The organism is Alteromonas gracilis (genome assembly GCF_002993325.1).
Lineage (GTDB): Bacteria > Pseudomonadota > Gammaproteobacteria > Enterobacterales > Alteromonadaceae > Alteromonas > Alteromonas gracilis.
Genome location: NZ_PVNO01000028.1, coordinates 1 through 23,773 on the forward strand (window position 1 = coordinate 1; position 23,773 = coordinate 23,773).

The 23,773-nt window shown below is 44.2% G+C and carries 14 protein-coding genes and 2 rRNA genes; 5 read left to right on the forward strand and 11 right to left on the reverse strand.

Features of this window, described 5'->3' with window-relative positions:
* Positions 1 to 142 precede the first annotated feature (142 nt).
* Positions 143 to 3,021: ribosomal RNA gene (locus C6Y39_RS15000) — 23S ribosomal RNA — on the forward strand.
* Between the two features lie 125 nt (positions 3,022 to 3,146).
* Positions 3,147 to 3,262: ribosomal RNA gene (rrf, locus tag C6Y39_RS15005) — 5S ribosomal RNA — on the forward strand.
* A gap of 226 nt (positions 3,263 to 3,488) precedes the next feature.
* Here the strand turns inward: rrf and C6Y39_RS15010 are convergent.
* From C6Y39_RS15010 to C6Y39_RS15020, 3 genes are all read right to left on the reverse strand, one after another.
* Complete coding sequence (locus C6Y39_RS15010; RefSeq protein WP_105932061.1) at positions 3,489 to 5,219, reverse strand: AMP-binding protein; 1,731 nt, start codon at positions 5,217 to 5,219, stop codon at positions 3,489 to 3,491.
* 351 nt (positions 5,220 to 5,570) lie between these two features.
* Positions 5,571 to 6,149, reverse strand: coding sequence for an EF-hand domain-containing protein (locus C6Y39_RS15015; RefSeq protein ID WP_105932062.1), 579 nt, complete (start codon positions 6,147 to 6,149; stop codon positions 5,571 to 5,573).
* Between the two features lie 254 nt (positions 6,150 to 6,403).
* The gene (locus C6Y39_RS15020) at positions 6,404 to 8,788 is read right to left on the reverse strand and encodes a DNA polymerase II (protein ID WP_105932144.1); all 2,385 of its coding nucleotides are present in this window, start codon (positions 8,786 to 8,788) and stop codon (positions 6,404 to 6,406) included.
* Between the two features lie 254 nt (positions 8,789 to 9,042).
* Here C6Y39_RS15020 and C6Y39_RS15025 point away from each other — a divergent pair, with 254 nt between their 5' ends.
* Complete coding sequence (locus tag C6Y39_RS15025; RefSeq protein WP_105932145.1) at positions 9,043 to 10,074, forward strand: MBL fold metallo-hydrolase; 1,032 nt, start codon at positions 9,043 to 9,045, stop codon at positions 10,072 to 10,074.
* Positions 10,075 to 10,083: 9 nt separating this feature from the next.
* Here the strand turns inward: C6Y39_RS15025 and C6Y39_RS15030 are convergent, their stop codons facing one another.
* The 6 genes from C6Y39_RS15030 to C6Y39_RS15055 all read right to left on the reverse strand — a co-directional run bounded on the left by C6Y39_RS15030 (position 10,084) and on the right by C6Y39_RS15055 (position 17,327).
* Positions 10,084 to 11,406: a sensor histidine kinase gene (locus C6Y39_RS15030; RefSeq protein ID WP_105932063.1), complete on the reverse strand. Its 1,323-nt coding sequence runs from the start codon at positions 11,404 to 11,406 to the stop codon at positions 10,084 to 10,086.
* The gene (locus C6Y39_RS15035) at positions 11,406 to 11,990 is read right to left on the reverse strand and encodes a chemotaxis protein CheX (RefSeq protein WP_105932064.1); all 585 of its coding nucleotides are present in this window, start codon (positions 11,988 to 11,990) and stop codon (positions 11,406 to 11,408) included. Before C6Y39_RS15035 ends, C6Y39_RS15030 begins: the two co-directional genes overlap by 1 nt.
* Positions 11,987 to 12,352, reverse strand: coding sequence for a response regulator (locus tag C6Y39_RS15040; RefSeq protein ID WP_105932065.1), 366 nt, complete (start codon positions 12,350 to 12,352; stop codon positions 11,987 to 11,989). Before C6Y39_RS15040 ends, C6Y39_RS15035 begins: the two co-directional genes overlap by 4 nt.
* Before the next feature lie 234 nt (positions 12,353 to 12,586).
* Positions 12,587 to 13,765 (reverse strand): pyridoxal phosphate-dependent aminotransferase, encoded by a 1,179-nt coding sequence (locus C6Y39_RS15045; protein ID WP_105932066.1) that lies wholly within the window; start codon positions 13,763 to 13,765, stop codon positions 12,587 to 12,589.
* A 21-nt stretch (positions 13,766 to 13,786) separates the two neighbouring features.
* Positions 13,787 to 14,608, reverse strand: a complete 822-nt coding sequence (locus C6Y39_RS15050) for a sulfite exporter TauE/SafE family protein (protein ID WP_105932146.1) — start codon at positions 14,606 to 14,608, stop codon at positions 13,787 to 13,789.
* Between the two features lie 118 nt (positions 14,609 to 14,726).
* Complete coding sequence (locus C6Y39_RS15055; protein WP_105932067.1) at positions 14,727 to 17,327, reverse strand: TonB-dependent receptor plug domain-containing protein; 2,601 nt, start codon at positions 17,325 to 17,327, stop codon at positions 14,727 to 14,729.
* Between the two features lie 417 nt (positions 17,328 to 17,744).
* Here C6Y39_RS15055 and C6Y39_RS15060 point away from each other — a divergent pair, with 417 nt between their 5' ends.
* Positions 17,745 to 18,725, forward strand: coding sequence for a LysR family transcriptional regulator (locus C6Y39_RS15060; protein WP_105932068.1), 981 nt, complete (start codon positions 17,745 to 17,747; stop codon positions 18,723 to 18,725).
* A gap of 39 nt (positions 18,726 to 18,764) precedes the next feature.
* Here C6Y39_RS15060 and C6Y39_RS15065 read toward each other — a convergent pair whose 3' ends face one another.
* Positions 18,765 to 19,478, reverse strand: coding sequence for an endonuclease/exonuclease/phosphatase family protein (locus C6Y39_RS15065; RefSeq protein ID WP_167390670.1), 714 nt, complete (start codon positions 19,476 to 19,478; stop codon positions 18,765 to 18,767).
* A complete protein-coding gene (locus C6Y39_RS15070; RefSeq protein WP_105932069.1) occupies positions 19,466 to 21,682 on the reverse strand; it encodes a VTT domain-containing protein in 2,217 nt (738 codons plus the stop codon). The genes C6Y39_RS15065 and C6Y39_RS15070 overlap by 13 nt, the downstream gene beginning before the upstream one ends.
* Positions 21,683 to 21,936: 254 nt before the next feature.
* On the opposite strand from C6Y39_RS15070, the gene C6Y39_RS15075 reads away from it, so the two are divergent.
* Positions 21,937 to 23,679 (forward strand): PAS domain S-box protein, encoded by a 1,743-nt coding sequence (locus C6Y39_RS15075; RefSeq protein WP_105932070.1) that lies wholly within the window; start codon positions 21,937 to 21,939, stop codon positions 23,677 to 23,679.
* Positions 23,680 to 23,773 lie beyond the last annotated feature (94 nt).

The following is a 23,773-nucleotide window of genomic DNA, read 5'->3' on the forward strand; positions in this document are numbered from 1 at the left end:
AGAAGTCGAAAGACGTACTTTTTACTCTACTTGACTGAATTGCTTGTTATCAATTTATTGATAGCAAGGCAATTCTTCCGATTAGCTTGTCATTCATGCGACATAACTTAGACAGAAGTCAAAAGGCTGTTTGGGGTTGTATGGTTAAGTGACGAAGCGTATACGGTGGATGCCTTGGCAGTTAGAGGCGATGAAGGACGTGTAAGTCTGCGAAAAGCTGTGGTGAGCCGACAAAATGCATTTGAGCCACAGATGTCCGAATGGGGAAACCCACCTGTTTACAGGTATCGTTACGTGAATACATAGCGTAACGAGGCGAACGAGGGGAACTGAAACATCTAAGTACCCTTAGGAAAAGAAATCAATTGAGATTCCCCTAGTAGCGGCGAGCGAACGGGGAACAGCCCTTAAGCTGTATTGAATGTAGTGGAATCCTTTGGGAAGAGGAGCGATACAAGGTGATAGCCCTGTACACGACGCAATCTTTACAGTGAAATCGAGTAGGTCGGGACACGTGTTATCTTGACTGAATATGGGGGGACCATCCTCCAAGGCTAAATACTCCTAACTGACCGATAGTGAACCAGTACCGTGAGGGAAAGGCGAAAAGAACCCCTGTGAGGGGAGTGAAATAGAACCTGAAACCGTATACGTACAAGCAGTGGGAGCACCTTCGTGGTGTGACTGCGTACCTTTTGTATAATGGGTCAGCGACTTATATTTAGTAGCGAGGTTAAGTGAATAACGGAGCCGTAGCGAAAGCGAGTGTTAACTGCGCGTTTAGTTGCTAGGTATAGACCCGAAACCCGGTGATCTAGCCATGGGCAGGTTGAAGGTTGAGTAACATCAACTGGAGGACCGAACCCACTAACGTTGAAAAGTTAGGGGATGACCTGTGGCTGGGGGTGAAAGGCCAATCAAACCGGGAGATAGCTGGTTCTCCCCGAAATCTATTTAGGTAGAGCCTCGGACGAATTCCATTGGGGGTAGAGCACTGTTAAGGCTAGGGGGTCATCCCGACTTACCAACCCTTTGCAAACTCCGAATACCAATGAGAACTATCCGGGAGACACACGGCGGGTGCTAACGTCCGTCGTGGAGAGGGAAACAACCCAGACCGCCAGCTAAGGTCCCAAAATATTGCTAAGTGGGAAACGATGTGGGAAGGCACAGACAGCTAGGAGGTTGGCTTAGAAGCAGCCACCCTTTAAAGAAAGCGTAATAGCTCACTAGTCGAGTCGGCCTGCGCGGAAGATGTAACGGGGCTAAGCAATATACCGAAGCTGCGGCAGCAAGTTTACTTGCTGGGTAGGGGAGCGTTGTGTAAGTGGATGAAGGTGAGTTGTAAAGCTTGCTGGACATATCACAAGTGCGAATGCTGACATGAGTAACGATAATGGGAGTGAAAAACTCCCACGCCGGAAGACCAAGGTTTCCTGTCCCATGCTAATCAGGGCAGGGTAAGTCGGCCCCTAAGGCGAGGCAGAAATGCGTAGTCGATGGGAAACGGATTAATATTTCCGTACTTATATAATCAGTGATGGAGGGACGGAGAAGGCTAGGCAAGCTTGGCGTTGGTTGTCCAAGTGAAAGCGAGTAGGCCGAGAATTTAGGTAAATCCGGATTCTTAAAGCTGAGACGCGAGACGAGCTCCCAAGGGAGTGAAGTTGTTGATGCCCTGCTTCCAGGAAAAGCTTCTAAACTTATGATTATATGAACCGTACCCCAAACCGACACAGGTGGTCAGGTAGAGAATACTAAGGCGCTTGAGAGAACTCGGGTGAAGGAACTCGGCAAAATTGTACCGTAACTTCGGGAGAAGGTACGCCCCTGTTTGTGAACACTTCGCGTGGTAAGCAAATGGGGGCCGCAGTGACCAGGTGGCTGGGACTGTTTATTAAAAACACAGCACTCTGCAAACTCGTAAGAGGACGTATAGGGTGTGACACCTGCCCGGTGCCGGAAGGTTAATTGATGGGGTTAGTTTTCGGACGAAGCTCTTGATCGAAGCCCCGGTAAACGGCGGCCGTAACTATAACGGTCCTAAGGTAGCGAAATTCCTTGTCGGGTAAGTTCCGACCTGCACGAATGGTGTAACCATGGCCACGCTGTCTCCACCCGAGACTCAGTGAAATTGAAATCGCAGTGAAGATGCTGTGTACCCGCACCTAGACGGAAAGACCCCGTGAACCTTTACTACAGCTTGGCACTGAACATTGAACCTACATGTGTAGGATAGGTGGGAGGCTTTGAAGCACAGTCGCTAGATTGTGTGGAGCCGTCCTTGAAATACCACCCTTGTATGTTTGATGTTCTAACATTGGTCCCTTATCGGGATTGTGGACAGTGTCTGGTGGGTAGTTTGACTGGGGCGGTCTCCTCCCAAATAGTAACGGAGGAGCACGAAGGTTAGCTAATCACGGTCGGACATCGTGAGGTTAGTGCAATGGCATAAGCTAGCTTAACTGCGAGACAGACACGTCGAGCAGGTACGAAAGTAGGTCATAGTGATCCGGTGGTTCTGTATGGAAGGGCCATCGCTCAACGGATAAAAGGTACTCCGGGGATAACAGGCTGATACCGCCCAAGAGTTCATATCGACGGCGGTGTTTGGCACCTCGATGTCGGCTCATCACATCCTGGGGCTGAAGTCGGTCCCAAGGGTATGGCTGTTCGCCATTTAAAGTGGTACGCGAGCTGGGTTTAGAACGTCGTGAGACAGTTCGGTCCCTATCTGGTGTGGGCGTTGGATGATTGATGGGAGCTGCTCCTAGTACGAGAGGACCGGAGTGGACGAACCGCTGGTGTTCGGGTTGTCATGCCAATGGCATTGCCCGGTAGCTATGTTCGGAACGGATAACCGCTGAAAGCATCTAAGCGGGAAGCCGGCCCAAAGATGAGTCATCCCTGACCTTTAAGGTCTGGAAGGGTTGTTATAGACGATGACGTTGATAGGCAGGGTGTGGAAGCGTTGTAAGGCGTTAAGCTAACCTGTACTAATTGCCCGAGAGGCTTAACCATACAACGCCCAAGAAGCTTTAGGCTTTTGAAGTGTTGTAGACAAGCTAAAGTAAGCAAGTAAGAGTAAAAAGTAGTTACTCACTGATTGAATTAATATTATCTTTCCCAAATTGTTATCAGTTTTTCCTGGCAGCCATAGCGATACGGTACCACCTGACTCCATTCCGAACTCAGAAGTGAAACGTATTAGCGCCGATGGTAGTGTGGGGTCTCCCCATGTGAGAGTAGGACACTGCCAGGTCCCATTAAAAGAAACCCGCCTAACGGCGGGTTTTTTGCTTTCTGCACCAGAAAAAATAATGGGGTCAGAGTACATTAATTCCCCGGCCATGCTCCAGCGAACATCAAAATGGGGTCAGAGTACTTTATTTCATTAGCTGCCACTTTATTACTCTAGTAAGCGTCGACTGTCTTAGCGTCTTAATGGCAACGCAGAAATGTACTCTGACCCCAATATTTGTTGTGGATTACGTTTCGGATTGTAGGGCTTGCTTCTTCAGTGCTTCTATCATGTATTGGCGCATTTTAAATTTTTGAAGCTTACCTGTTACTGTCATAGGATATTCTTTTACAACACTGATGTATTTGGGCACTTTAAAGTAAGCAAGCTTAGACTTAAGGTAGTGGCGTATTTGCTCTTCATCTATGTGTCGGTTCTCCTTTGATTTAATCCATAGGCAAACCTGCTCTCCATACTTATCATCAGGAATGCCGAATACAGCGGCGTCAGACACATCCGCGTGTTGGTATAAGACTTCTTCTATCTCTCGTGGATAAATGTTTTCACCACCGCGAATAATCATATCTTTTATTCTTCCGACAATAGTCACATAGCCTTCATCGTCCATTTCTCCTAAGTCGCCAGAGTGAAGCCAACCTTCTTGGTCTATTGTTGCTTTTGTTTTAGTCTCGTCCCCCCAATAACCCTTCATCACACAGTAACCTCTGGCACATATTTCACCTGGCTCTCCAATTGCCACGGTATTACCTTGCGTATCAATAATTTTCACTTCTGTATGAGGCATAGCGCGGCCTACGGTTTTAACTTGTTTTTCAAAAGGCGAGTCTATGTCGGTAATGTGATTGATAGGGCTACACTCTGTTTGACCATAACCTATCACTACTTCTGTCATATGAAATTCGCTGTGCACTTTACGCATGAGTTCTTCTGGGCAAGTGCTTCCCGCCATCACACCAGTTCTTAAAGAAGATAAGTCAAAGCTCTTGAACGTAGGAAGTTCAAGCTCCGCGATAAACATGGTTGGAACACCGTGCAATGCCGTGCACTTTTCTTCTTCCACAGTACGGAGGGTTGTCTCGGGGTCGAAAGACTCGCCTGGAAATACAGCACAGGCACCAGATGCGACACAAACCAAGTTTCCTAAAACCATTCCAAAACAATGATAAAGAGGGACAGGAATACACAGTTTGTCTTTGTGGGTGAAGCGCATAGCTTGTGCTACAAGTAAGCCGTTGTTAAGGATATTTCGATGCGTTAAAGTCGCGCCTTTAGGATTACCTGTAGTACCTGAGGTAAATTGAATATTGATGTTATCGTTGGCGCTTAACGTGTTTTCGATTTCAGTTAACTGCCTTTTTAATGTATCTGTAGGCGTGATTTGCAACGTGGAAAAAGGTTTTAATCCGACTACTGGCTCGTTGCCTATTGTATAAACCTGTTTAAGTGAGGGTAGCTTTGAACATACGAAAGCGTTGCCTTCTTCCATATTTCTTAGTTCTGGAGCAAGCTCTTGTAACATAGAGACATAATCGGATTGTTTAAATGATCGTGCCATGATGAGGTACTTAACTTCCACATTGTTCACTGCAAAAGCCAATTCGTCAGGCCGATAGGCAGGGTTTAAGCACACCATAATTGCGCCAATGCGAGCGGTGGCCATTTGAACGAGTGACCACTCTATATTGTTGGGTGACCAAATACCTACGCGATCACCGGGTTTTACACCATCACTGAGTAACCCACAAGCGACGCTTTCTACTTGTTCCCAATATTCTCGATATGACCATCTAACATTTTGGTGTCTCACAACGATAGCTAAATTATTTGAATAATTGTCGACAATACGTTTTAAGTATTGCCCAATGGTCAACGATGTTAGTTCTGTGTTGGTAGGGCCATTGTACTCACTTTTTATTAAAGGAAATGAAGTTTCTAGCAGGGTTGTTGAATCCGTCATAACGTGTCTCCATATGCTTTCGCATCTACTTTTTAATTACATGAATATCGCTAGTTCACGCGATTTGTGTTCAAGGCGTTGGCTACAAATAGATGTTTACCTTGCGTGAAAAATGGTGGTGTAAACAACTATTTCAAACTTTATTAACAATAGGTTTGCAAAGTGATTTTGTCGACAAGATGTTAGTCGTATATGGTGTTATGTACCGATGAATTTCGATGATTCGTCTCAGTCAGTAAAAGATACTGAGAAAGTGGGAAGCATATTTGACAGGATTTTGATACTTATACGAAAAGGCTTCGCAATGTAGCGAAGCCTTGAATAAAACCAGAGTATCGGACTTATATTGACCTATTCCGCATCAAGGTTTTTATAATAAGTTCTATACTCCATACGTGTAATGTACTTATCATCGTTTTCGTCCATAGACTCGAAGTCACCCTCTAGCTTGGCGGCTTCTAGTTCGGTTTTGCTAATTTTACCGTCACTGTCCATGTCTATTTTTGTGAATTTGTCATCTGCGCTTGCTGACATTTCAGTGCGCAATTCCTTATTCTTCTCGGAGATCATTTCGCCGTCATCTTTCGAGAATAGTTCAGGGTTACCTTTTTCTCTTAACATTGCATCATTAGTGCCTTCGGTCTGGACCTGTGTAATTATTTCGTCACTGAACATTGAAGGCTTTTCGTCAACAAATGCATTAAACTCAGCGCGACTTACCATACTGTCGCCGTCTGTATCCATTTTAGACACTAATTCACTATTCATAACACCAGACGACTCTGAGCCGACGATGTAACCATTACTATCCTTGTCTAGGGCATCAAAGCCCATTGAAATTTTTTCTTCGTGATGTCCTGCAAAAGCCGAGGCAGAAAGTGTGGCAGTAATAACTGCACTGGTAATCAAACTAAATTTTGTGATCTTCATAATCAAATTCCTTCTGTTTTTTCATTGCGAACGCGGGCTCTCAATTGCCCTAACCACTAAATGGAACGCATGTTGATGAAGTTGTGACTTCACTCAAACCGATTTAGTTACTCATAGTGTCTTATTCACTTGTTGTGCCAAAGGATTAAGTTTATGAAAAGTAAGGATAAGAAGATTTTATTAGCTTCAGGGAACAACGTGTTTTTGTTAATTTGTCACATCTTCTGAAAGATGTTCATACAAAATATTTACGTTTAAAACAAAGATAACTGGTCGTTAGCGATGTGTTCAAAGCTTGCACCGATGAGCGGTAAGATACTGTCTGCTATAGGTTGAATTTGCTTTTCGATGTAGTGATCATAGTGTAATGGTGCAGACACCGTCTCTATCGTTTGCGGGCCTTGAACCGTAATAACATAGGCGATTGTGGTATTCGATTTATACCGTAAGGGCAAGCCCTGCTCCTTGAATAGCTCATCGGCACGTCTCGCTGCTTTCACATGAGGTGGAAGGGACTTGGTGTAGGATGATAAAGGCTTTCGCAAACGTTTTTTGTAAACCAATTCATCGTCCATTTGCCCTGATTTGACCGCATTTAGCGTGTCGCTAATATACTTTTCTATTGGCTGGCCTGAAAATACTTTCTTATACAACTGATATTGAAAAGACTTTGCTAAGGTAGTCCAGTCAGAACGCACATTTTCTAAGCCTTTAAAAATGAGTTCGTCACCCCTCATTCCCGCGTAGCGTTTTTTACTCCCTTCCGTTGAGCCTCTGATTGTAGGCATAAAAAACGTAGAAAAATGCGATTCAAACTCAATTTCCAAATGACAATCTATATCGAAACGCTCCCTTAGCAATGCCGTCCATTTCTCATTGATAATTTCAGCAAGCTTTATTCCTGTCGTTTCTGGTGAACCTAAAGTGTCATTTCCTTCCACGTGGACAAAGGTTGAGTCGGTATCGCCGTAAATAACTTGGTAACCTAACTCTTCAATCCATCCGGCAGTAGTCTGCATGATCTCATGACCACGAAGGGTAATTGAACTGGCGAGTCGTGGGTCGTAAAAAGGGCAGCCGCCGCTGCCTAACACACCATAAAATGAGTTCATTAATATCTTTATGGCTTGTGAGCGCGGAGAATCCTTTTGTTTTTTTGCCTCGTCACGCTGAAGCCAGAGATTTTCGATAATTGCTGGAAGAAAGTGGGTGGTTCGACTAAATACTGCACCTTTGAAGCCCTCAATTGCGTTCTCCGGTGACTTCAATCCTTCTGCCAGTCCCACAGGATCTATTTTAAATGTTCGTATGATAGACGGGTAAAGGCTCTTAAAATCGAGAACTAAGACATCTTCATAAAGGCCAGGCTGAGAACGCATAACGTATCCCCCTGGGCTCGCCAGCCCTCCATTTTCTGGCCTAACACCAGCGACATAGGCACGGCGATGGAGTTTGGGAAGGTAAACATTGAGAAACGCCGCCACTGATCCGCCCGGCCTGCTCATATCGAGGCCGGTTAACGTGCTTCGTAAAGCGAGGAAGTCGATAAACTGCGTTTTTTCCTGAATACGATTTACCAGTTCGGTGTCTTTGAAGTTATAGTTCGCTAATGCAATAGGATCTTCATAATATAGGCGCTTTATAGCAGCAAGTTTGTCGCTTTCTTGAATAAGCTTGTTTTCACCCAGTAATGCTTCTGAAACGTGATCAAGTGAATAAGACTCGAACTGATAAGTCATGGTTTTCAGTGCTTCAATACCATCGATAACGCAGCGCCCGGGTACATCGACCAGTGTCTGGTCCTCCCATTGTCGCACTGAAGCCTCCCGCGAGCGGCGTCCAATCGCGAATTTTAAGTTATTCGCTACCGTTCTACGAGCAAGCACAGCCATATCAAACTGCTTAACATTCCACCCTAAGATAATGTCAGGGTCGAATGTTGTTATATGCGTGAAAAATACATTAAGAAGCTCTCGTTCAGATTCGACAACGATAAGTTGATAGGGATTTTCCTTCGCCGCGTTGAGCTGGTGTTCAGAAGTACCAGGAGGACGAACAAGTATTACAATATTTAATCCGTCACCGGACAAAGCAATGCTGAACAGTTCTTCGTTTTCGTTACATTCAATATCTATGCTGAGGGATGAAAATGTCGTTCTATACTCGCAAGGTCTTATTTGTACATTTTCGATGGTATCAATAAGCAGTTCATTATTTTCACTCTCAGAATTAAGCGCAGGAGCAACGAATTCAACGGCGCCATAAACAAAGCGCTCCATTAGATAACGGTCGGCCACCCTAATATCAGCTTCATATAACGTAATGTCTTTTTCCCGCGCCAATTGACGCAACTGATGCATTTGCGATTCCGTTTTGGTCTTGACAGTCGCTACTTTGGTTTGTTCTAGGGTGTAAAAACCATCGTCGGAAACGAAGAGTTTAAGCGAGATATGATCTGCTAGCTCTCTTAGTAACGGCTCCTGCTCTTCTGCTACAAAACAAGTGGGGTTTTGGGGGGCCGAGATGAGCTTTACAATTTGCTTTGCAGTTTTTACCCACAGTTCTACATACACTTTGCCCCGTACTGTGAACGTGCTTTTATTGAGTATGAAACCTTGATGTATTGAAGTGCTTGGCATGATTCCGTTTAGAAAAAGCGACATTTTATAAGATGAGATACTGATGACTCTTGTATTCGTCAACAAGCCACCACTCTTGAGTATACCGTTTGTTATCACCAACTCCTATAGTTCTCTATTCGACAGATATGTTTGTCTTTACGTAGGGAGCGAGGTAGAAACGTAGTACTTTGAGCGGTTTTCTCTGGTGATAACATTTAATGTTACTCAGATGAAGAACCGAAACGTTGGCTAAAAACTTCAGTGAGGGCGGTATGGAATATCTATATGACAAGCAGGTAGAGCCTGGCGAGTTTATAGAGATTGCGGAAGGAGTACTATGGCTAACCATGCCTTTACCTTTCGATCTAGACCATATTAACCTTTACTTGTTAAAAGGCGAAGGCGGCTGGGTGGTGCTTGACACTGGCATAGGGACCTCCACAACGAAATCACTGTGGCTGCGTATTTTTGAACAGTTAAGCGCACCCATCGTCGGTGTGATTGTGACGCATCTACATCCTGACCATGTCGGGTTAGCGGGTTGGATTGCTGACACGTACAACGTCCCGTTTTATATGACGCAAACCGAGTACTTCACGGCCAGAGCTTTTTCTGCCGGTAGAAACGGCGCAACAAACGAAAGAGACATAATCTATTATCAGCGTGCAGGTCTCGATGATGCCTTAATTGAAAAACTGACTGCAGGGGATGGGAATGGCTACAGTAGCGTAGTGTCTCCCTTGCCAATCAGCTACATACGACTTAAAGATGGTATGACGTTGTCTCTAGGAAAGGATGAATGGAGAGTAATTATCGGCCGTGGTCACTCTCCAGAGCACGCATGTCTTTTTAACGAAAGGAAGAATATTTTAATTTCAGGCGATCACATCCTACCTATTATTACCCCTAACATTGGTGCCTATTCCACAGAGCCGGATGCAAATACCTTAGATGATTATTTGAGTACCTTGCCTCAATTTAAATTGCTGCCAAAAGACGTTACTGTACTACCAGCTCACAAGTTACCATTTGTCGGTCTACATGAAAGGGTCGATACGCTTATAGAGCATCACCAAGAACATTTAAGGGCATTACTTGAAGCTTGTGAGCGCCCTCAAACGGTGGTAGCACTGCTGCCCGTTATGTTTAAACGAAAGTTATCAAGCCGAAATATGTTCTTTGCGGTAGCAGAATGCCTGTCTCATTTAAATTATTTATATAATAAGGGAATGCTTTCTCGCGATGTTAACGATAAAGGTCACTACGAGTTTACCGCAATAGAAACAAAACTACTTGCCTCTTAATCGGGCTGTTCATACTTCTTCCTGCACAATGTCAGATGGCTCAATGACGCTTTCTGGGCTATTAACCTTCGAGTGAGAAGGTTGTTTAGGAATAGAGATTTCGACCACCGTCCCTTTTGCTTCCTTACTGCTTATTGATATTTTGCCTTGATGTTGTTCTATCGCTGTATAAGCGACAGATAAGCCCAAGCCTTGCCCTTGTCCCTCTGGCTTTGTGGTGAAAAAAGGCTCGAAAACACGCTTCAAATGTTGGGCTGGAATACCACATCCTGAATCAAGTATTTTAATGATAACGCGATCGCCTGACTCTTGAACGCTGAGTTTTATAACGCCTTTGGTGTCTATGGCCTGCGCGGCATTGATCATCACATTCATTAACGCTTGCTTTAACGGGCCGGGGTTACCCATAACTTCAACTTTTTCTAACTCACAGTCGAATTTATATTGAGGTGTGCTGTATTGAGCCGAAATTAGAGTAATGAGCTGATTACATACGGTACAAATATCAACGGTTTGAACACCTTCTGAATTTTCTAATGAAAAGTTCTTTAGGTTCTCCACTATGTCTTTAACTCGCGTTAGCCCGTCCGTAGATTCTTCGATTAATTCGGTAATATCCTCTTTCAATAGCTCGTAGTGGTTCGATTGATAGAGCGCCTCTATTTGCTCGTTTAGCTCGTCGTTGAAGTTTTCAATATGTGAGTAGACACCATCGCATATAGAAATGAGATGAGAGGCGTATTGCCCAAGTGTGTTGAGATTGGCATTCACAAATCCGATAGGGTTATTGATTTCGTGAGCGATACCCGCAGCAAGCTGACCAGTAGACGCCATTTTCTCTGCTTGAATAAGCTGACTTTGTGCGGTGTCGAGTTTTCTGATCAGCTTTCTTTGCGCTTCATGTTCTTTTTTTAGTGCTTCTGATAGTTTTTGTTGTGCTCTGAAATAACTTGCTTGTGCTGTCACATCTTGAAGAAAAATACATGCGTATCTCTGGCCCGTCACTTTATCTTTGACGGGCAGAATTTCCATATTTTGATACATTTGAGTTTCTTCACCCGTTATTGGGCGAGAACTTTTAAATGGAAATATGTGAGGACGCTGTTCCCAATAGCTAAAACTGGGATGCTGTAATACAAAGACCGACTTAAGTCTGCGTTTTAAAAACTTGCCTTGGCCGTGGAATAAGTCAGTAACCGGCGTCTCTTTATAATTTTTGCGCAATTCATGGGGCAGTCTGTCTAAAAAAAAATCATTCAAATAAACAACATTGAAGCTCTCGTCAACAATACCTATCCCGACCGGTAATTTACCTACCAGCTGTTCAAACATTATGCGAGCAACTCATCCAATGTAGCTTTCATTCGCGCAAGAGACTCGTCGTCTAAACAGAAAACTACCCGCATGCTGAACGATGAAATTGCAATGACAAATTGCACTTCCATAACTAGGCTGTGCTGCCATTTAAGGTCATCGAAATTGCTTTTATCTGGCTGAAATAAGGTTGGCATGTTTAGGTTAGTCGTCAGTTCCAGCTGATCGGAGAGGCCTGCCAGACAGGCGCCTGCCAAAATATTACAAAGTTCTAGAATAATCTCTTGAATGTCTTCTTTGCTCAACGGGTCGTCGTAGTCCATTAACGCGGCCACTTCCGTCAAGCCAGCCCTAGAGAGCACAGACATTACTTCGCCATGTACATCTCCTAAAAAAGACTGTCGAGTATAGAAGGAATCTTCTGTTTCAAATAAAAGGCTATAGAGCTGAGTAGGGGTAACTGCTGAAATCTTTGGAATAGAAATATCAATTTTGGTTTCTATCAGTTGCGCAAGAGAATTGGCGGCTTGCCCCATAGAAATATTTAACAATTCCTGAAGCGCATCTCTTTGCTCTTCATCTAGTGGTAGTACGATACTCATAGATACCCCAGCTCAAATAATGCCATTGCTAACTCTTCTTTATCTAGAGGCTTGCGAAGAAAACGCTTAGCTCCTAGAGACATAACAATTTTCTGCTTTTCCGGCTGAAAATCAGCACTTATCACAATAACGTTTGGTGCATCGGGCCTCTCATGCAAGAATTCCAACACGCCCACCCCATCCACTTCCGGCATGGTAAGGTCTAATAGAACAAGTGCAAAACTCCTCTCTGATAGCTCATTAATAGCTTCTTGGCCGTTCGTTGCTTCGGTAATATCGTATTCAAGGTCCTGGGGGAGTGCTCGAATAACACTGCGCCTCGATAACTTTGAATCATCAGCAACTAATACAGAAAGTGACATTTACAGCCTCCTAAAGCGGCATTTAGAGGAATATCTTTTAATAAAGTATGAGCAGTTTTAGCATTACCGCAATAAACTCGTTAAAAAAATTGCTCGAGTGTTTTCGCAATAACGATTTTTATAAAGTATATGGCAGAAGTGACTTTTATGCGTATTAGACTTTTAGTTGAAATGAGAGGATGTTAGCTGATGATGAGTAGGCGTATACGAGTGTTCAGTACACGCCGTTCTGAGCTAGCTATTTTGTAAAGCGTACATCTTTTCTAGCGCCTTAGGCATCGAATCAACGTAACGTTTTACATCTGCAATTCTTCCCATGCTTACGCGAGACCAATTAGTGTAGGTACGATAAATTCCTCGTATCAGCACGTCCTCTTCGGCCATGACTTGACGGAAATATTCAGCGTTGCCGTCACCCAAATTAACAAAGACAAAGTTAGTACTCGACGGCAGAGCTGTCAAACCGTTTGCTTTGACAGCATCCATAACCATTGCTTTACCCTCGTATATTTTCTCTTTCGAGAACGTCAGAAAAGCCTCATCATTGTAGCTAGCAATGGCGGCAGCAAGGCCAGCTTGATTCAAGGTATAGCCACCCATACCATAGCGGTTAATCCAATCCGTATTTTCCTCTGATGCTATGAGGTAGCCAACTCGCATGCCGGCTAAGCCATAAATTTTAGAAAAAGTACGAGCAACAACCACGTTGTGTCCTGCTTTAACAAGCGGGATCATCGTGTGTTTTGGTGGTTCATCAATCAGTTCATTGTAAGCTTCATCAACCAATACAAGTGTTTTTTTAGAGGCCTTAATGCAAAAGTCTCGTAACTTCTCTGGGGCGAGTATTTTACCTGTTGGGTTATTTGGGTTACAGATATGAACCATGCCAGTGGAATCATCAATTGCTGCGTACATGGCGTCAAGGTCAATGTCGAGTTCTGCTGTATTAGGAATTCTTACTATTTCGGGCGCGCCTTGTTTTTCCGGTGCTTTTGATGTGGTATCCCAAAAGAGATCTGGCCCAAGAATTTTTCCTTTTTTACTGGCTGCGAGCGCAGTATAAGAGAGAATAGGGCTAGAGCCTGCGCTTAAAGAAATGTTCTTACGTGAAATACCGTGGCGTTCTGCAATCATATCTAAAAGTGTCATGGCGGCAGGGTACGCATAATAAGCGCCACCTTCAGCGGAGGCCTTAGTAATTGCTTCCAATGCTTTAGCGCTTGGGCCAAATGGGTTTTCATTAGCATTGAGTTTTGCTACACCCGGTGAGGGGCCATATGTCACAGCGGGAATGGGACTGGCAATGGCTCCCGCTGTTTGTGCAGCAGTAAATGTACTAAATCCGCTTACTCCGAATGCTGACGCTGCTACCGAACCTCCGATAAATAAGCGTCTTGAACGGCTATAGCTCATGATTCTCTCCTTTTAGACATGTTATATGGCTTTATAGAACATGGCGCTTGATACAATGACGAGATAAATACCGAAAAGGCGTTTTAGTTTCTTTTCACTGAAGTTATGTGCCATTTTTGCTCCAATAGGCGCAGTGAATATGGCGCCTATACTAATTGCGATAAGTGCAGGTATATTGATGTAGCCAATAGTGCCAACGGGAAGGGAGGCAGTATCAGGGTGTTTCATAAACAAAAATCCGATAGCACCAGGAAGTCCTATTAAAAAGCCTACGCCAGCTGCGGTTGCCACAGCCTGTTGGATAGTGCGCTGACACATTACCATTGTGATAACCGTTGGCGTGCCGCCGCCTATACCAAGAAGTGCTGAGAATCCACCGAGAACAAATGCCAATACTGCTTTACCAATACCTTTAGGCATGTCGAAAACCAGGCCAGGTCTTACGACAAATTCGGGAAATAAAAAATACACCGAATAGAGTAAAACACCTGCCGCGAAAACCACGGTAAGCCCGTTGGCGCTTGTGTTGTTAGCGATAAGCAGACCACCGCCAACCCCTAGAACGAGCCAGATACTCCAAGACCGCAGAATATCGAAATCTACGGCCCCCTTGGCTCGATGAGCCATGACAGAGCGAGCGCTGGAAACCACAATGGAGGCTAATGATGTTCCTATAGCAACTTTTACGAGCGCTTCTGACGGAGGAGTAAAAAAAGGAAAAACGGCGAGCAGGGCTGGAACAACAACAAACCCTCCACCATTGCCAAAAAGGCCTGCGGTGATACCAGCTATGGCACCGGTTATACACAAGGTAACTACAAACCACAGTAGTTCTAGTTCCATTTGCATTCTACTCCACACAATACTGCTTTAAACATTGAAGAACCTTTCTTTAGGATTTACTTATATACAGTTATATAAAACGCAAACACCGGCGTGAGCCGGTGTTTTTTGTACCTCATTAAAAGCGGGCAGCTAGGCGGGTGTAGTAGTACCCACCTTGCCAGTCAACTATTGAGCCTGAGTCGTATAGTTCGCCACAACAAGCGTCGCCATTTGTACTCAAATCTGGATAGTTGTCGAACAGGTTTCTGATACCTACCGATAACGTGAAGTTCTCATTGATAAGATAAGAGCCTTCAATATCAAACATAAACTCGTCACCAAAAGTCTGAATGCTTTCAGCATTGACACTAACGCCGTTATCACTTCCTGCGTTTTCGTACTCGCCGTAGTAGCTTAGGCGAGCAACTGCAGACCATACGTCATAACTGTGAGTGACAGAGAACACCCCACGCATTTCAGGCGTACCATTCTCAAAGTCGAATTGATCTTCAGGGTCGAGATACTCACTAGGGTCCGAATCAAACTCGGTTTTGTTGTAGTTTATTGAGCCGGTTAAAATGGTTGCGCCGTATTTAGATTCCATCTTGTATGTTGCAACAACGTCTAAACCTTCCGTTACCGTATCGAATGCGTTTTGGAAGAAGAAAACGCCACCAATAGACTCTGCGCCAGATACATTTGCTCCAGCAAGCGCCAAGTAGTTTTGGTAAGCATCGTAACCGCTTGCATCTGGGTCGGTTACGACCGTTGTGGATACATCACGTGTAGATACGGAGTAGAGGCGGTCCTCTAACTTGATATTGTAATAATCTACAGTGAGCGTTAAATCACCGTAGTTAGCCGTCATACCTAGAGTGAAGTTAGTAGACTTCTCAGGCGAGAGCTCTTCTGCACCAAGTGCCTGTGCAACTTCACCGCCAGCTGGGAACAAACCAGTCGCAACTGGGAAACCATTAGGCAAGCGAGTGGATACGTTCGTCGTACCTTGCTGACCTGGTGTTGGCGCTCTAAAGCCTGTACCAAATGAAGACCTAAAGCCTACGTCATCATTTAGCTGGTAAAATGCCGCAACTTTGTATACGAGTTCAGAGCCAAAATCTGAATAGTCTTCATAGCGCAATGCGGCTTGTGCGAACAACTCATCAGTAATGTCGCCTGAAATGTCGGTATAAAGCGCATACGAATCACGTTCGTATGAGCCTGAATAGTCAGGTGAATAACCTGGGAAACCGTTAGAGCCAACGCCAACCACGGTATAAACCGCGTCATCAGGGTCTGCACAGTTTAGTGATGAACCGTTTGCGATAACGGCTAAACCTTCGCTGGTGGCTGATGTTCCGTCACAAAAACCATAGGGGTCGGACGTGGCGTAAGGTCCAGCAAAGTATGAGCTTACTTCTCCTTCAGAAATTTCATAAGACTCATCTAGATAACTTGCTCCAAAAGCTAGTATGTACTCACTCATGTCGTAAGTGAAGTCTGCTTGAATTTGGGCTTCTTCGTTAGTGAGATCGCCTGGTTGAAATGACGTGGGTGATTCGTTACCCAGAGAAGGGTTAATAGTATTCGCTAACGTGTAAGAGATTTCGTCATTGCCGTAGCGGCCGCTGATATCATAGGTAAGGTCGCCAGACATACCTTTTATCCCGCCTACGAAAGAGTAGTCGGTAACGTCACCAAAAAATCGAGGGGTGAAGCCTCCAGGGAAAAATTCGGTCGGATTCCAAATAGAACCGTCTTCCAAGCGAATGTCTTCAATAGTGCCGTTACCCGGATAACGATAATAGAAAGAACCGTCACCTTCACTTTCAGAATAGTTACCAAAAGCGTATAGCTCTGCTTCTGCCGATAAGGTATAGCCAGAATTGAAAAATATGCGTTTACCGCTAGTATTAGGTTGCCCCCAAGGCTGGACTACGTCTGAATCATGGACGCTATTTGCCATGGCAGTGGCATCAGCAATATATTGCTCAGATTGCTCATCAACACAGAACCAAGGTTCACAATATTGTTCGCCCCTAAATGTTGCTTCACTGTCTGAGTATTCGGCTGAGATACTGAAAAAGCCGTCGTCGCCTAAAGCGAAGCCCTTGTTACCTGTAACGGTAACCTGATCCCCGTCACCTTCATAATAGGTTCCGTAGTCAATGGTAAAAGACCCGCCTTCCGTATTGTCTTTTAACTGAAAATTGATAACGCCTGCGATGGCGTCTGAGCCGTATTGTGCAGCTGCGCCGTCACGAAGAACTTCTACTGTTTTAATCGCTGCGGTTGGAATGGTAGCGATATCTGGCCCTTGAGTGCCTGAGCCTCCAATTGAAACAAGTGCTGCTCTGTGACGGCGCTTAGAATTTACTAATACCAACGTTTTATCAGTAGGCATGCCGCGAAGTGTCGCAGGTCGAATAAATGTACCGCCATCAGAAATGGGTTGGCGGCCCACTGAGTAAGAGGGGACCAATGTCATTAAAACATTGTTCATGTCAGTAAACGCAACCGCCTCTACATCTTCAGCGGTTAAAACATCAACGGGCACTGGCGAACTTGTTACTGAGCGAGGCGCTCCTCGCGCCCCTACAACGGCAATGCGCTCTAAATCTTTTGCTTCAGTTGTTTCTTCTGCCGCGTCTTGTGCTTGAACAAGCATAGACGTAGTAAAAAAAGTTATTCCAGTAAGTGCGTAACGAACTGCGGTGTGGAGTTTCTTCTGTTTCATCAGCGTTCCCAATCGTGCTTATTGCTACTTAATTTATGAATGTGGATTGTCTTAATCTGCACTCTTTTTAGGCACGCACGAGCACTACATTGATGCAGGTTGCATCTTGTTATTTTTATTCTGTAACTCGTGTACAGGTACTAGGCTAAGAACTCTTCAGCACTGGTGGAAGAAAGAAGAATATTCAAGGGTATAAGAAAAGTATTGAGCATGGACGCAACCCCCATTTTGCGTGGCTTAATACTTAAGTATTACGTTATATGATTTTTTGTCGGGTTCTATTTTCCCTCATAAATTTACAATTTTGCTGCATATAACCTAATGGAATGGCATATAGCTTGCCTTTTATACGTTGTATCCGCTGATATACATCGATAGTTCATCGCTTATCTGTAGGTTAGTTTTTAGGGGAAGTCAGTGCATTCTAAACAGCTGCGTTATTTTATAACTACAGTGCAAAAGGGGAGTATTGCTGGTGCCGCAAGAGCTCTCGATATCGCTCAACCGGCGATAAGTCAACAACTCGCGAGCTTAGAACGGGAGGTAAAAACAACGTTACTTGAAAGGAGCTTTGCTGGGGTTAATTTAACGCCTGCTGGTGAGGTTTTTTATTCACATGCAGAGAAGATATTAAGCGAAATTGAAAATGTGAAAGCAGTAATGGAAGGTTTTACCGTGGGGCAGGGTAAAAAAATTAAAATAGGCATGCTTCCGTCTATTGGTAATGTGCTTTCACTGCCGCTGTTGACTGAAATAACGAAACATCATAAAGATCTTAAGGTCGAGATCAGTACAGGCCCGTCTTACACAATTAACGATTGGCTATCGTCAAAACAAATCGACGTTGCGCTCACCTATCAGCAGGCCATCGACCTGAAGTTCATGAGCGTTACCCCCTTAATCCAAGAAGAGCTACATCTTGTGTTTACAGCATCAGATGCCCATTCTGAATACGCTCACTTGAGGGAAAAATCGATGATTAAATTCTGGGAAATCAGTGAACTACCGCTCTTATCTCCCGGCAACAAAGATGCACTAGGGCAGCTTATTACCGATTATGAAAAGGCGACCGGCGTTAGCCTTAAACACGATTTAGCCTACTCAGGGCAATTAATGACGGGACTTAGGCAAGTCATGCAAGGGGAAGGTGTAATGATTTTGCCTACTTCAGCTATCTTTCATTTAAAAGAGTCAGGGCTTGTGTCTACACTCAAAATTGTCCAACCAGAAATGCACCGTACTGTGCTCGCGGCTACAAATAAGAGAGCAAAATCAGGTAAAGACCTTTTACGGGTTGTAGACATCATCAGGAAAGTCGTTGCAATAGAAAATGCGTTAAACCATTGGAGTGGAACCTTGGAATTTGCAACGTCATCGTTTATTTCTCAGTCAGCTTGAGGAGAACCTTTAGTTGCTAGGTTCTCTTCGAACGCTGCATTACTCCGCGCATTCAGGAAGCTCTATATCAACAAGTACTGGCAAGTGATCGGAAAATACACGGGTCTTTGCATTCTTTAATTTTCGACAGGCTTTTACCCTAATATCATCAGAAACCCATACACGGTCGAGAGAAAATACAGGGAAATGACTGGGAAAAGTAGCTCCTATTTTTTGTTGATTGAGAAGACCGTTTAAAGCATGAAATGCTCTTGAAAAGAACTGCCACTCATTAAAGTCTCCTGCCAAAAAGAGAGGCGTTTTATGTTGCTTTAGCCTTGACGATAAATGCTCATGGAGCAGTGAAAACTGTGAGCGTCGCTCCAGTTTTTTGAGCCCCTTATGGGTATTGACGACAGTCAGCGGCGTTTTCTCCGTTTGTAGCTCAACAATCTGAACATTTCTAGGTTGTCTTCCCATTTGACTCACATCGACAGTATCGTGAGAAATAACATCAAAACGGGTAAGTATGGCATTGCCATACCAACCGTCAGCTTCTCTTATTGCCGGTGAGGGAATGAGTTTGAACGTGTTTTCAGCACATATATCCTTCACATCTTGCGCTGTGTCTCGATGTGGCGGGCGGGTATCCATTTCTTGTAGCAGCACAACGTCCGCCCCACTATTTGCTAGAAATTGCCCTATGCGCTTGTAATCATGCTTTTTATCTCTGCCAACGCCGCTATGAATGTTGTAAGTCACTATGCGGCACATTTATCTGCCTCATTTTTACTACGGCTATCATCATTTATTTCATCAGTGTCAGATTCTTTACGAGCTTGATAATAACGGGCGAATTTTTGTGAACCCCAAATCATAAGCCCCCACAGTACGATGCCGCCCACTAAATAGCTGATGGTCTTAGGAGACGGGTTTTGCCATATCTGAGCAATAGAGTCTCCCACGAGACCTTTCGCAATCATAGGAGGAAACATGCCCAAAAACGTACCGACCAAGAATTGGAAAATACCTATCGATGAAATTCCGGCCACAAGGTTGACTAAACTGAAAGGTGCGATAGGCAGCATACGAATAGCGGCCACACCTACGATGCCACTGCGTTTAAGCTTTTCATCAACCGCCGCTACTTTAGGGCCGCCTAGCTTTTTAAGCCCAGCATTTCCCGAAAGTTTGCCTATACCAAACATGATGGCTGAACTCATGAGCGCGCCCATCATACCGTAGATAGGCCCCCAGATAGGGCCAAAAATTGCAGCTACCGCAAGGGATAAAACCGTGACGGGAAAAAATAAAATACCGCCCACAACATACACCAAAAGAACGGTAGGTAGCGCAAAGTAGGTGCCTCTACTTTTCTCTAAGAAAGCATTAATACTGTCTGAACTTAACCATGGAATTGATTGGCTTGCCCAAAACATTAAACCGCCTAAAACCGCTATGATCACCAAACCCATTAGGATCATGATGCTCCGACGTTTCGGGTTGCGAGCAGGCAAAGCCGCACCATCGAAAGTAGGGACGGAAATTAGAGGTTCTTCAGGATCTGATAGCGCGCGGAACATGTTTGTTCCAGAAAGCTCAGTAAAAATCTCATCGCGTACTTCTGTAAGAACATATCCATGGGCTATTTGGCCATGCATCAATGCTTCAACAGGCAAGTCTTCATTAAATATTGCCGGCATTGCTTCAATGTTTCTGCCCGTGTGCTCAGCAAGCAAATCGTTTCTTACTTGCTCTATACAGGCTTGATTTTCCTTGTTGTTGCCAAACAGTACTGTGTCAATTTCAGTATCTAACGTCATTGAGCGGTTACTGATGTTTGAAGAGCCGATAACAAGGTATTTATTATCGATCGTCATAACCTTTGAATGAATGCGTTTGTAAGCGCGACGCCCCTGCATATCTTCGATAGAAGAGTAGGTAAGCTTCACGCGCTTCGGGTCAATTCCCTTTTCTAAAATTGCTTTAAATTCAATTCGGCTCGCCCAGAAGGCTTCACATTCAAACTTACCTTTAGGCTCATAAGAACTCACTATAATTACCGAAAGGTTAGGCTTTAATTTCAGCTGTCGATTTAACGCTTCAGCAATTTCTTGTCTGGTTGTAAATTGATTTTCTATGTAAATGACAGATTCAGCTTCACCTATCAGGTCAAGCAGCATATGCCGAACTTCTTGGGCAGGCTCCACCTCATCCATGAAGGGAATGGTTCTCGCTAGCGCACACTCAACGTTTTCAAAGAGCGGCGGATAATCGTCGGGCCACGTTTCAGGCACAGGTGCGTCTTCATCGATAAGTGCATCTTCCCTAATGTCGATAGGCGTATTTTCTGCAACGCGCTGCCATCTCCATCTTACCAGTTTTGCGAAGTCAGCTACGACTGGGCCGCTTGATACCATTTGAACATCGTGTAGTGGACCGTACTCTCCGTCAGGACCGTTACGTTCCTCTGACACCACCGGGTGGTCACGAGTGTCCCAGCGATTGGTGGAAACATCCATTCCACCGGAAAACACTAGCTCATCGTCAATAACAACAATCTTTTGGTGCTGACTACCTCCCATTGGGATCGTGTCATCTAACTCTGTTTGCACGTTGTCCGGCGTTTTTTCTTCCCAGACCTCTTTTGCCCACATCTCGCGCTGGGCGAAGAAGGCAAGTGAGGAATCCCATCGCAGTAAGTAAATATTAATTTCAGGGTTTTGCTCAGCTTTCCATTTCAAAAGGTCGCTTATTACGCTTGGGGCTTCACTGTTGGCTTCATCATCGCCTCTGAGCAACCGAATTCGACTATCAATGTCCCATCCCACAATAAATATGCTGTGCTTGGCTTTTACTATGGAGCTATGTAACGCTTTGTAGTAATTACCGCAATCAATGAGTGGCGTCGAGAAGCGGGCTTTACTTTTTACCCAACAGTTTTGACCTGGTTGAAATACACTCTTACCTGATTGCATGTCTCTATACCTGTTTTTCACTTTTATTAATTAGTGAATGAAATTGCAGAATTCGTACCTGATATAAGCTTCTCAGTGAATTTTGTAAGTTACTGATATTTAATATTAAGAGTTTTCTGCTATCTGCTGACGCAAAAAATGAGGGCGGGGTTTGTGTAATATTTTCACGTTTTATCCGTTTTAGTCTCCATAAGTGGAAAAAACATAGGAACTCATCTATATACTTTGCAGTTGTGTGAACTAAAGGCAAAGCAATGAATTTCTTTTCGCGCGAAAATGCGGCAGAACAGGCACTTTCCCAGTCTATCCTCGCGGTTGTGACGATAGATGAAAAAAATAATATCACGTTTTACAACAATGCTGCCCAGCGCTTATGGGGGTATGCGCCAAGTGAGGTGCTTGGTAAAAATATCAGAATGCTCGTCCCTCAAGAGCATCAAGCTAATCATGACAGCTATGTAAATACCCATAGAGAGACCAACGTAAACAAAATAGTTGGAAGCGCCCGAGAAGTAGAGCTAGAAACTAAAAGCGGAGAGCGAATTTGGGTTCAGCTTGCGCTGTCTCAGGTTGTTGTCGGCGGTAAAAAGCACTACACCGCGTTTGTTCGAGATGTAACCGAAGAAAGAGAGGCTCGGGAAATTGTTGAGCAAACGCTTGAACAGGCGTTAGATGCGGTAGTTTGTATTGATGAAAACAATAATGTAACCCTGTTTAATGCTTCTGCGGAAAAGCTTTGGGGGTACCGGAGAGAGGAAGTGATTGGGTGCAACGTTAAGATGTTGGTACCTCAAGAAATACAATCAAACCACGACAATTATGTTAATGCCAACCGAGAAACAGGTCAGGATAAAATTGTAGGGACAAGTCGCGAAGTAAAAGTCGAGCGAAAAGACGGTAAAAGCTTGTGGGGAAGGCTTTCGCTATCGAAAGTACGGCTGGCAGACAGAACACTTTATACGGCGTTTATAAGGGATGTTACTCAAGAAGTGGAGCAACGGGAGCTACAGCGCATGCTGTCTCTTGTCGCTAATGAGACCGACAATGCGGTTATTATTTCTGACGCAGATGGGCTTATTGAATATGTAAACAATGGATTTTATCGACTGACTGGTTGGCAACTCGACGAAGTAAAAGGTAAAAAACCAGGGTCTTTCCTACAAGGTGAAGAAACAGACCAGCGAACAGTAAGCGTTATTCGACAGAAATTAAAAAATAGAGAAGCCTTTTACGATGAGGTGCTTAACTATAGAAAAGATGGTGCGCCTTATTGGACGTCACTTTCCATTAACCCTGTTTTTAAAGATGGCAATCTAGTCAATTTCATCGCAGTTCAAGCAGACATAACTCGCGTAAAACAAATGGCGTTAGACTTTACCAATAAACTCAAGGCAATTGGCAGTGCTTTGGCTCTCCTTGAAATGGAACCAAATGGTGAAGTTATAGAAGCGAACAAGCTACTTCGCGACAATTTAAATGGCGTGATTGGTACTAAGGAGTTTGCTAATGAAGTGATGGGCAAGCTATCGCCAGAAGACAAATCGGCGTTAGAGACCTCCGGCTTTGTTTCTAAAATTATAGAACTTGAGAAAGACGGAAACTATTTGGCATTTGACGCACGGATTAGTGCCCTTAAAAACTTTAACGGGCAAATCACCCGGTTTGTCTTTTTTGCGATCAATATCACGACTCGAAAACAAGCGGTTAACGATACTCAAGATGCGATGAAGGATCTTCTTGTTACCAGTCAAACAATTAGCAATATTGTCGGCACAATTAACTCCATTTCAGAACAAACGAATCTATTAGCGTTAAACGCGGCAATTGAGGCAGCAAGAGCCGGTGAAATGGGAAGAGGCTTCGCAGTCGTAGCGGATGAAGTAAGGACGCTAGCAGGTAATTCTCAGTCATCTTCAAATGAAATTGACAACCTTGTTAAGGCGACGGTTTCAAAAATTGAGGAGTTGGCACAACTTATTCAGCGCATTGACGGTTAGTTGCTTAGATGTACTAGCTTAGAAAAAGCCTTCGCCACTGGGCGAAGGCCTTCTATTCAAATTTGACTATGTTTTAATATAGCTTCGGCTAGCA

Coding starts and splice junctions, on each gene's coding strand:
- C6Y39_RS15010 (WP_105932061.1), bottom strand. CDS start 5,219: ATGACGGATTCAACAACCCTGCTAGAAACTTCATTTCCTTTAATAAAA.
- C6Y39_RS15015 (WP_105932062.1), bottom strand. CDS start 6,149: ATGAAGATCACAAAATTTAGTTTGATTACCAGTGCAGTTATTACTGCC.
- C6Y39_RS15020 (WP_105932144.1), bottom strand. CDS start 8,788: ATGCCAAGCACTTCAATACATCAAGGTTTCATACTCAATAAAAGCACG.
- C6Y39_RS15025 (WP_105932145.1), top strand. CDS start 9,043: ATGGAATATCTATATGACAAGCAGGTAGAGCCTGGCGAGTTTATAGAG.
- C6Y39_RS15030 (WP_105932063.1), bottom strand. CDS start 11,406: ATGTTTGAACAGCTGGTAGGTAAATTACCGGTCGGGATAGGTATTGTT.
- C6Y39_RS15035 (WP_105932064.1), bottom strand. CDS start 11,990: ATGAGTATCGTACTACCACTAGATGAAGAGCAAAGAGATGCGCTTCAG.
- C6Y39_RS15040 (WP_105932065.1), bottom strand. CDS start 12,352: ATGTCACTTTCTGTATTAGTTGCTGATGATTCAAAGTTATCGAGGCGC.
- C6Y39_RS15045 (WP_105932066.1), bottom strand. CDS start 13,765: ATGAGCTATAGCCGTTCAAGACGCTTATTTATCGGAGGTTCGGTAGCA.
- C6Y39_RS15050 (WP_105932146.1), bottom strand. CDS start 14,608: ATGGAACTAGAACTACTGTGGTTTGTAGTTACCTTGTGTATAACCGGT.
- C6Y39_RS15055 (WP_105932067.1), bottom strand. CDS start 17,327: ATGAAACAGAAGAAACTCCACACCGCAGTTCGTTACGCACTTACTGGA.
- C6Y39_RS15065 (WP_167390670.1), bottom strand. CDS start 19,478: ATGTGCCGCATAGTGACTTACAACATTCATAGCGGCGTTGGCAGAGAT.
- C6Y39_RS15070 (WP_105932069.1), bottom strand. CDS start 21,682: ATGCAATCAGGTAAGAGTGTATTTCAACCAGGTCAAAACTGTTGGGTA.
- C6Y39_RS15075 (WP_105932070.1), top strand. CDS start 21,937: ATGAATTTCTTTTCGCGCGAAAATGCGGCAGAACAGGCACTTTCCCAG.